Here is a 9,094-nt window from a genome sequence, read left to right on the forward strand (position 1 = left end):
CAATGACAAGCAACTCCACCGGCACCCACGGGGCCGTTCTGAAGGACACCCAGCCCACGGACGAGCGGCCCGTCGTCGAGCTGAAGGCCGCCGGCAAGTCGTACGGCAACATCCGCGCCCTGCACGGTGTGGACCTGTCCGTGCACGCCGGCAAGGTGACCTGCGTGCTCGGCGACAACGGCGCCGGCAAGTCCACCCTGATCAAAATCATCTCCGGCCTGCACCAGCACACCGAGGGCGAGTTCCTCGTCGACGGCGAACCCGTGCGTTTCAGCACCCCGCGCGAGGCCCTCGACAAGGGCATCGCGACCGTTTACCAGGACCTCGCCGTCGTGCCCCTGATGCCGGTGTGGCGCAACTTCTTCCTCGGCTCCGAGATGACCAAGGGCCCCTGGCCACTGCGCCGCCTGGACATCGAGCAGATGAAGAAGACCGCCGACCACGAGCTGCGTGAGATGGGCATCGTCCTCGATGACCTGGAGCAGCCCATCGGCACCCTCTCCGGCGGCCAGCGCCAGTGCGTGGCCATCGCCCGCGCCGTCTACTTCGGCGCCCGGGTGCTGATCCTGGACGAGCCGACCGCCGCGCTGGGTGTGAAGCAGTCCGGTGTGGTGCTGAAGTACATCGCCGCCGCCCGCGACCGCGGCCTGGGCGTCATCTTCATCACCCACAACCCGCACCACGCCTACATGGTCGGCGACCACTTCAGCGTGCTGCGCCTGGGCACCATGGAACTGTCCGCCGACCGCAGCGAGGTCAGCCTCGACGAGCTCACCAACCACATGGCCGGCGGCACCGAACTCGCCGCCCTCAAGCACGAACTGTCCCAGGTCCGCGGCGTCGACACCGAGGAACTCCCCGAGGAGGAGGACCTCCAGTCCCCCGTAGCGGCAACTCCGGAAGGAAATTCCTGACATGGCCCCCGCGCTCGACCGCATCCGGGTCGGCTCCGCCCCCGACTCCTGGGGCGTCTGGTTCCCCGACGACCCGCAGCAGGTGCCCTGGGAACGCTTCCTCGACGAGGTCACCGACGCCGGCTACTCCTGGATCGAACTCGGCCCGTACGGCTACCTGCCGACCGACCCGGCCCGGCTCACCGACGAGGTGACCAAGCGCAACCTGAAGGTCTCCGCGGGCACGATCTTCTGCGGCCTGCACCGCGGCCCCTCCGAGTGGGACTCCACCTGGGAGCAGGTCAGCCGGGTCGCCGCGCTCACCAAGGCCATGAACGCCGAGCACCTGGTCGTCATCCCGTCGTTCTGGCGCGACGACAAGACCGCCGAGATCCTGGAGCCCCCGGAGCTCACCAGCGAGCAGTGGGGGCACCTCACCTCGGGCATGGAGCGGCTCGGCCACGAGGTGAAGGAGAAGTACGGCCTGGACATCGTCGTCCACCCGCACGCCGACACCCACATCGACACCGAGGAGCACGTCGAGCAGTTCCTCGACTCCACCGACTCCGACCTGGTCAACCTCTGCCTGGACACCGGTCACTACGCCTACTGCGGCGGCGACAGCGTCAAGCTGATCGAGACGTACGGCGAGCGCATCGGCTACCTCCACCTCAAGCAAGTCGACCCCGAGATCCTCGCGGACGTCCGCGCGAGCGAGGTGCCGTTCGGCCCGGCCGTGGCGCGCGGTGTGATGTGCGAACCGCCGGCCGGCGTGCCGGAGATGGGCCCGGTCCTTCAGGCCGCGCAGAAGCTGGGCGTCGACCTGTTCGCGATCGTCGAGCAGGACATGTACCCCTGCGAGCCGGACAAGCCGCTGCCCATCGCGGTGCGCACCCGCAAGTTCCTTCGTTCCTGCGGCGCCTGACGACCCGGAAGGGGAGGCGAGAGCCCATGAACCGGCGCGGAACGCACGGAACGCTCGGTGTGGCCGTCATCGGCACCGGCCGCATGGGGGCCGACCATGTGCGCCGTATCGACACGGTCATCAGCGGCGCGCGGGTGACGGCGGTCGCGGACGTCGACGCGGAGCGGGCCAAGGCCGTGGCCGCCCGCGTCGACGGCTGTACGGCCCACACCGACCCGGTTGCCGCGATGGCGGCGGCCGATGTCGACGCCGTGCTCATCGCCTCCTCCGGGCCGGCCCACGAGGCCGCGCTCCTGGCGGCGTTCGAGCGCGATCTGCCGGTGCTGTGCGAGAAGCCCCTGACCCCGGACGCGGCGTCCGCGCTGCGGATCCTTCAGGCCGAACAGCGGCTCGGCCACCGCCGGGTCCAGGTCGGCTTCATGCGCCGCTACGACGCCGAGCACGTCAAGCTCAAGGCGCTGCTGGAGTCCGGGCAGCTGGGCCGCCCGCTGATGCTGCACAACAGACACCGCAACGTCGCGAGCCCGCCCTTCTTCACGAGTGCGATGCTCATCACCGACTCCGTCGCCCACGAGGCGGACTCGACGCGCTGGCTGCTCGGCCACGAGATCACGGCGGTCACAGTGCTGCGCCCGACGCCGTCCGACAACGCCCCCGACGGACTGCGCGATCCGCAGTTCGTCGTCTTCGAGACCGGCGGCGGTGCCCTCTCCGACGTGGAGATCTTCGTCAACTGCGGCTTCGGCTACCAGGTGCAGGCCGAGGTGGTCTGCGAACGCGGCACCGCCCGCATCGGCGACGGCCACGCCATGGTCACCAACATGGCCGGCCGCTGGGGCGGCACCATCGCCCAGGACTTCACCGAGCGCTTCGCCGACGCCTACGACCGCGAACTCCAGGCCTGGGTCGAGGCCACCCGGCGTGGCGACGTCACCGGTCCCAGCGTCTGGGACGGCTACGCCGCGGCCGCCGTCTGCGAGGCGGGCGTGCGGGCGCTGGAGGACGGCGGTCGGGTGGAGGTGGAGCTCGTGGAGCGGCCCGCGCTGTACGACTGATCCGGCCAACCGGTCCATGTGAAACGGCCCGCGCACGCGTACGCGGGCCGTCGCACGCCGTGCGCGCGGGCGTAGGCCTCGGCGCGGGAGCGGTCGCGGGCGGCCACCGCGACGAGGCGGTGGCCGGTCGCCCGGGCCGGGCCGATCAGGGAGTTCTCGGTGATCCGAGCGGCTCCCAGCAGTCCTATCCGCAGGGTTCCCGGTCCGGTCCGCTCATGCTGCCTTCTCCTCCTCGTTCGTGGCGCGACGGTGCTCCCGCAGCGTCAGTGTGCATCCCGTGGCGGCGGCGGGGCGGCGGTGATCTGCGGGGTGTGCGCGCCGTCCACGGGCGGGAAGTGACGGCGCGCGAAGTCCTGAGCGTGGGCGACGGCGCACTCGATCAGCTCGAAGGCGGGCAGGCCGCCAACGTAGTAGGTGCGGGCGCGGCCCTGCAGGGCGTCCAGCCGGTCCAGGACACCGTCGGCGAGGTCGTCGCTGCCGAAGTGCGGCATGAACGCCCACTGGCGCCGCAGACGGACTTCCTCCAGCCGCCCGCCGAGGGCCGCGACGTCGTCCCGCAGCAGCGCGCCGACGTCCTCCGGACGGCCGTAGGAGTAGAAGGTCCGTACGTCGCTGTCCGGGTAGCGGTGGTGGTACGAGACGCAGTGGCCGGTCGCCTCGCGGGTCGCGGTGTGGCCCTCGAGGAAGTAGAAGGCATCCTCCGGCAGGCCGGACGCGGTGGCGAGGACGGTGTGGTAGGCGTTGCTGCGAATCCGCGCGGCGAGGTCCCGTTCCTCCTCGGTGGCGTCCAGGACCGGCAGGATCCGGTCCAGGGCGACGGCGAGCACGAGTTCGTCCGCCTCGACCGGGCCCGCGTCGGTGTGCACCCGCACCCCGCCCGCGTGCCGTTCGACGGACTCCACGCGCACTGCGCACCGTACGTCCTTCAGCTCCTCGGCGACTCGCCGCCACAGCGTGGCGAACCCGCCCACGACGGTGAACGCGCCGCCGTGCCCAAGCAGTTCGGGTCTGCGGGACAGCAGCCCGGTCATCTCGGCGTACTTGACGAAGTACAGCGCGGGCACGTCGTCGTCGAGATAGCCGTACCCGGCCGCCGTGTACCCGGTGCCGAACGACCCCGCCATGGACTCGAGGCCGTGCTCGGCGAGCCACCTGCTGACGGGGGCGGCGAGTGCCTGCGCCGAGTGCGCGAGCCCGGGTTCGGCGATGCGCGGGAACTCGCGCTCGCGCAGCTCCCGGTAGCGGCGGAAGGCGCCGTCCCGGAGGAACGCCATGGCCTGGCGGCTCGCGGTGCCCGCCGCGACATCGAGGACGCGATACCGGCTCGTCCGCTCCGTCGCCACGTCCAGCTCGGTCACCAACTCCGCGGTCCGCTCGTACTGGTTGGTGCAGATGTGGCCGCCGAGGTCGTAGGCCCGGCCGTCGAGCACCACGCTCTGGCACTTCCCGGCCACTGTGTCCTGCTCCTCCAGGACGGTCACCCGGTGCCCGGCACGCTCCAGTTCACGGGCGGCCACCAGGCCGCTCGGTCCGGCCCCGACGACGACCACGCTGCGCGGGCCGGTGGCGTCGTCGTAAGGCCGGGGTATCTCCTGACGGACGGTCATGCTATCGCTCCTCGGTCGGTCGGGCCGGGCGGCCCTCATGGTCGTACGGAGAGATCACATGGCCGTAAACGGATACCGGTGACCTGGTGTTCACATGCCTGTGTACCGGGCGCCTACGGGCACCCGGTACACAGGGGAGGATTCAGGCGGTGCGGACCTCGGCGATCGTCACCGGCCGGTGCTCGTGCAGCGACAGGGTGCACGCCTCGGCGATCCAGCCCGCCTCAAGGGCGTCCTCGATCGTGCAGGGGGACGGGCGGGTGCCCGCGACGACCTCGGTGAACGCGGTGAGTTCGGTGCGGTAGGCCTCGGTGAAGCGGTCCATGAAGAAGTCGTGCGGGGTGCCCGCCGGGAAGGTCACGCCGGGCTCCACCGAGCGCAGCGGCAGCTTGTCCTCCAGGCCGACCGCGATGGAGTCCGTGAAGCCGTGGATCTCCATGCGGACGTCGTAACCGCGGGCGTTGTGGCGGGAGTTGGAGATCACCGCGATGGTGCCGTCGTCCAGGGTGAGGATCGCGCCGGTGGTGTCGGCGTCACCGGCCTCCTTGATGTACTCGGCGCCGCGGTTGCCGCCGACCGCGTACACCTCGCTCACCTCGCGGCCGGTCACCCAGCGGATGATGTCGAAGTCGTGCACTGAGCAGTCCCGGAAGATGCCGCCGGAGGCGGCGATGTACGCGGCGGGCGGCGGCGCCGGGTCCAGCGTGGTCGACCGCACGGTGTGCAGCTTGCCCAGCTCACCGCCCTGCACGGCGGCCCGCGCGGCGACGAACCCGGTGTCGAAGCGGCGGTTGTAGCCGATCTGGATCGGCACGTCCTTGCCCTGGACGGCCTTGAGCACCTCGACGCCCTCGCCCATGGTCCTGGCGACGGGCTTCTCGCAGAAGACGGGGACCCCCGCCTCGACGCCGGCCAGGATCAGGTCCGGGTGGGCGTCGGTCGCCGCCGCGACGACGAGGCCGTCCACGCCGGCGGCCAGCACGGCCTCGGGGGAGTCCGCGACCTCGGCGCCGAACCGCTCGGCGGCGGCCTTGGCGGCGTCCGCGAACGGGTCGGAGACGACGAGCGACTCGACGGCGTCGAGCCCGGAGAGGGTCTCGGCGTGAAAGGCGCCGATGCGGCCGAGGCCGAGGATTCCGATACGCATGGGGGTTGGTGCTCCTTGCATGGGTTCTCTTACAGCGGAGGCAGGCTCAGTCCAGGCCGCCCAGGACGTTCTGGTCCCAGTCGATCACGGACCCGGTGACCACCCCGGACCGTTCCGACAGCAGGAAGACCACGAAGTCGGCTATCTCGTCCGGTTGGCCCAGCTTCCCCATCGGCAGCCGGGCGGCAGCCTCTTGGCGCCAGTCGTCCCCGGCGCCGTGGAAGGCGCGCTGCGTCGCGTCCTCGCCCTCGGTCGCCGTCCAGCCGATGTTCAGGCCGTTGATGCGGATCCGGTCCCAGCGGTGGGCGTGCGCGGCGTTGCGGGTCAGCCCGGCGAGGCCGGCCTTCGCGGCGACGTACGGCGCGAGGAACGGCTGCCCGCCGTGCGCCGACGACGTGACGATGTTGACGACCGTGCCGGGCGCCTCGCGCCTGACCATGTCCGCGACGGCGGCCTGCATGGCGAAGAACGGCGCCTTGAGGTTGATCGCGATGTGCTGGTCGAACAGCTCGGGCGTGGTGTCCAGCAGCGTGCCCCGGGAGGTCAGCCCCGCCGAGTTCACCAGGCAGTCGAGCCGGCCGTACGCCGCCACGACCTGCGCGACGGAGGCCTTCGCCTGCTCGGCGTCCGAGAGGTCGGCCCGTACGAACACGGCCTTCCCGCCCGCGGCGGCCAGCTCGGCCACCAGGGCCTCACCGGGTTCGGGGCGCCGACCGGTGACGGCCACGACCGCCCCCTCGCGGACCGCGGCCCGCGCGACGGCGGCGCCCACTCCCTGGCTGCCGCCGTTGACCAGGACGACCTTGTCGTCGAGAAGTCCCATCGGTGTTCCTCAGCTCTCTCGCCGTTCGGTGCCGGCCCGCAGCTGCGCCCGCAGCGTCTGAGGCGTCCACTCCTCGCGCAGCGCCCGCCGTACGAGGTCCGCCTGCGAGGGCGGGGCCAGACCGTCCACCGGCGGGTCGCTGTCGAGGTTGGTGGGGAAGGGGTAGCCCTCGGCGGACGCCGCGATCACGTTGTCCAGCCACTGCGCGCCGACGCCCTCGGCCTTGCGCCTCAGCAGCACCGGATAGACCGCGTTCGTGACGGCCTCGCGGTCCACCGTCTCCATCGCGCGCCCGAACGCGGACGACACCTGGAGCAGGTTTGCCATGCGGCGGATGTCCGCCGAGCGGTTGGTGCCGGCGGCGTGGAACAGCGCGGGGTTGAAGAACACCGCGTCGCCCTTGGCGAGCGGAAGCTGCACATGGCACGCCTCGAAGTACGCGCGGAAATCGGGGCGCCGCCACGCGAGGTAGCCCGGCTCGTACTTCTGCGAGTGCGGCAGGTACATCGTCGGGCCGGACTCGACGGGCATGTCGCAGTGCGCGACCGCGCCCTGGAGGGTGAGCACGGGGGAGAGGCGGTGCACGTGCGCCGGGTAGGCGGCGGCCGTCTCGTCGGAGAGGAAGCCGAGGTGGTAGTCGCGGTGCGCGGTCTGCGCGGCGCCACCCGGGTTGACCACGTTGATCTGCGAGGTCACCTGGTAGCCGGGGCCGAGCCAGGCCTGCGACACCAGGGCGAGCACGTCGTTGGCGTAGTACTCGGCGAACGCCTCCGCGTCGTACAGGGCCGCCTTCTCCAGCGCGTTCCACACCCGGTCGTTGGCGCCCGGCACGGCGAAGTGGTCGCCGGCCGTCGCGCCCGCGGCGCGCTGCTCGGCGATCAGGGCGTCGAAGACGGCGGAGGCCCGGTCGACGACCGCCGGGTCCGGGAAGGCGCCGCGGAAGACCACGATGCCGGGCCCTTCGGTGAGGGCGTGCACCAGCTCGGTCTGGAACTCGCGGTCGGCCTCCGGGCCGTCGGCGTCATAGACCGGCACGCCCCGCTCCACCAGGGAGGCGTGCGGGTAGTCGGCCGGGTCGGTGGGCTGCTCGACGAGAGCGCGGAAGGCGTCCAGGTCACAGTCCTGCTCGGACAGCCAGACGGGGCGCTGTACGGAAGTGAAGGACATCGACGTCCTCTCGGGTCACGGGGCGGCGCAGCTCTGCCATTCTTGTCAGTACAAACCCCTCGAACAACCAGCAGGCGGCCATCAAAAACCCTTCAAGGAGCCGGCGCATGGGCCATCCCTTCCCGATCCGGGAGATCGCACGTCAGGCGGGCCTGAGCGAGGCGACCGTGGACCGGGTCCTGAACGGCAGGGGCGGGGTGCGGGAGAGCACCGCGCAGGAGGTGCACCGGGCGATCGCCGACCTGGACCGGCAGCGCACCCAGGTCCGGCTGGTCGGCCGTGCGTTCATGGTGGACATCGTGATGCAGGCGCCGGAGCGGTTCTCCACCGCCGTCCGCGCCGCCTTGGAGGCGGAGCTGCCCTCCCTGCACCCGGCTGTGCTGCGCTCCCGCTTTCACTTCCGCGAGACGGGCCCGGTCGGGGAGCTGGTCGCCACGCTGGACCGGATAGCCCGGCGCGGCTCGCAGGGGGTGATCCTGAAGGCCCCGGACGTCCCCGAGGTCACCGCCGCCGTCGGCCGGCTGGGGGCGGCGGGCATCCCCGTCGTGACGCTGGTGACCGACCTGCCGGCCAGCGCCCGCCTGGCCTACGTCGGGATCGACAACCGCGCGGCGGGCGCCACGGCCGCGTACCTCATGGGCCAGTGGCTGGGGGACCGGGCCGGCAATGTGCTCACCAGCCTCAGCAGCGGTTTCTTCCGCAACGAGGAGGAGCGCGAGATGGGCTTCCGCAGCGCCATGCGCGCTCGGTACCCCGAGCGCACCGTCGTCGAGATCGCCGAGGGGCAGGGCCTGGACGCCACCCAGTACGAACTGGTCCGGGCCGCCCTGGAACGCGACCCGGACATTCGCGCGGTCTACTCGATCGGCGGCGGCAACATCGCCACGCTGCGGGCCTTCGCGGACCTCGGCCGCGAGTGCGCCGTGTTCGTCGCGCACGATCTCGACCACGACAACACCCGGCTGCTGCGCGACCACCACCTGTCGGCCGTGCTCCACCACGACCTGCGCCAGGACATGCGCGAGGCCTGCCACCTGGTGATGCGGGTGCACGGCGCCCTGCCGCCCGCGGGGCCCACGCTGCCGTCCGCGATCCAGGTGGTGACGCCGTACAACATGCCGCCGCGGGCGACGGCCGGCTGACCGTCGCCCGTGGCGGTGGACTTCAGCGAGGCAGGGCCGCGACGGACGCGAGGCACTGCGGTACGCCGAGACGCCCACGGCCGGCAGCCAGTAGCTGAGGACGGCGCCCATGAGGGCGGTCGTGCCCCAGCCGTTCGCCGCGTAGAAGTGCGCGGGGGTGTTGCCGAAGAACAGCGACGGCACGAAGGCCAGTCCCCGGGCCTGAGGACCGGATCCATGGTGGGCCTGAGGACACTCCCACGGCGGCGCTAGTAGACTGTCGCGGCTAATATTTGGGATAAAGGTGACGCAGTTTGATGCGTGCATCGTGGGTGGTGAACTGCCAGTCCACCTGA

General features: G+C 71.6%; 8 protein-coding genes and 1 pseudogene. 4 read left to right on the forward strand and 5 right to left on the reverse strand.

All coding sequences use genetic code 11. The features are described 5' to 3' along the window. Window positions 1-2: 2 nt before the first annotated feature. The 3 genes from H8R17_RS25355 to H8R17_RS25365 are packed head-to-tail and all read left to right on the forward strand — an operon-like array spanning window position 3 to window position 2,873. A complete protein-coding gene (locus tag H8R17_RS25355; RefSeq protein ID WP_187825516.1) occupies window positions 3-914 on the forward strand; it encodes an ATP-binding cassette domain-containing protein in 912 nt (303 codons plus the stop codon). Window position 915: 1 nt separating this feature from the next. Continuing rightward, a complete protein-coding gene (locus H8R17_RS25360; RefSeq protein ID WP_187825517.1) occupies window positions 916-1,818 on the forward strand; it encodes a sugar phosphate isomerase/epimerase in 903 nt (300 codons plus the stop codon). A 26-nt stretch (window positions 1,819-1,844) separates the two neighbouring features. Continuing rightward, on the forward strand, window positions 1,845-2,873 hold the full coding sequence (locus H8R17_RS25365; RefSeq protein ID WP_187825518.1) for a Gfo/Idh/MocA family protein: 1,029 nt from the start codon (window positions 1,845-1,847) through the stop codon (window positions 2,871-2,873). Window positions 2,874-2,914: 41 nt separating this feature from the next. On the opposite strand, the pseudogene H8R17_RS47375 reads toward H8R17_RS25365, so the two are convergent. The 5 genes and pseudogenes from H8R17_RS47375 to H8R17_RS25385 form a co-directional block, all read right to left on the reverse strand. Beyond that, window positions 2,915-3,067 (reverse strand): annotated as a pseudogene (locus H8R17_RS47375) (gfo/Idh/MocA family oxidoreductase); the annotation flags it as partial. 69 nt (window positions 3,068-3,136) lie between these two features. Then, window positions 3,137-4,480: an NAD(P)/FAD-dependent oxidoreductase gene (locus H8R17_RS25370; RefSeq protein WP_223125448.1), complete on the reverse strand. Its 1,344-nt coding sequence runs from the start codon at window positions 4,478-4,480 to the stop codon at window positions 3,137-3,139. A gap of 142 nt (window positions 4,481-4,622) precedes the next feature. Beyond that, complete coding sequence (locus H8R17_RS25375) at window positions 4,623-5,627, reverse strand: Gfo/Idh/MocA family oxidoreductase (protein WP_187825519.1); 1,005 nt, start codon at window positions 5,625-5,627, stop codon at window positions 4,623-4,625. A gap of 46 nt (window positions 5,628-5,673) precedes the next feature. Further along, window positions 5,674-6,450 (reverse strand): SDR family oxidoreductase, encoded by a 777-nt coding sequence (locus H8R17_RS25380; RefSeq protein ID WP_187825520.1) that lies wholly within the window; start codon window positions 6,448-6,450, stop codon window positions 5,674-5,676. Between the two features lie 9 nt (window positions 6,451-6,459). Further along, entirely contained in the window at window positions 6,460-7,617 is a 1,158-nt protein-coding gene (locus tag H8R17_RS25385) for a phytanoyl-CoA dioxygenase family protein (protein ID WP_187825521.1), read from the reverse strand. Window positions 7,618-7,724: 107 nt separating this feature from the next. On the opposite strand from H8R17_RS25385, the gene H8R17_RS25390 reads away from it, so the two are divergent. Further along, a complete protein-coding gene (locus H8R17_RS25390; protein WP_187825522.1) occupies window positions 7,725-8,759 on the forward strand; it encodes a LacI family DNA-binding transcriptional regulator in 1,035 nt (344 codons plus the stop codon). The last annotated feature ends 335 nt before the right edge of the window (window positions 8,760-9,094 follow it).

The sequence above is a fragment of the Streptomyces sp. TRM68367 genome (assembly GCF_014495685.1).
In the GTDB taxonomy this organism is placed as follows: Bacteria; Actinomycetota; Actinomycetes; order Streptomycetales; family Streptomycetaceae; genus Streptomyces.

What these genes read in the sequence shown, in the direction of transcription:
- H8R17_RS25355 (WP_187825516.1), top strand. Translation starts at nt 3, where the DNA reads ATGACAAGCAACTCCACCGGCACCCACGGGGCCGTTCTGAAGGACACC.
- H8R17_RS25360 (WP_187825517.1), top strand. Translation starts at nt 916, where the DNA reads ATGGCCCCCGCGCTCGACCGCATCCGGGTCGGCTCCGCCCCCGACTCC.
- H8R17_RS25365 (WP_187825518.1), top strand. Translation starts at nt 1,845, where the DNA reads ATGAACCGGCGCGGAACGCACGGAACGCTCGGTGTGGCCGTCATCGGC.
- H8R17_RS25370 (WP_223125448.1), bottom strand. Translation starts at nt 4,480, where the DNA reads ATGACCGTCCGTCAGGAGATACCCCGGCCTTACGACGACGCCACCGGC.
- H8R17_RS25375 (WP_187825519.1), bottom strand. Translation starts at nt 5,627, where the DNA reads ATGCGTATCGGAATCCTCGGCCTCGGCCGCATCGGCGCCTTTCACGCC.
- H8R17_RS25380 (WP_187825520.1), bottom strand. Translation starts at nt 6,450, where the DNA reads ATGGGACTTCTCGACGACAAGGTCGTCCTGGTCAACGGCGGCAGCCAG.
- H8R17_RS25385 (WP_187825521.1), bottom strand. Translation starts at nt 7,617, where the DNA reads ATGTCCTTCACTTCCGTACAGCGCCCCGTCTGGCTGTCCGAGCAGGAC.
- H8R17_RS25390 (WP_187825522.1), top strand. Translation starts at nt 7,725, where the DNA reads ATGGGCCATCCCTTCCCGATCCGGGAGATCGCACGTCAGGCGGGCCTG.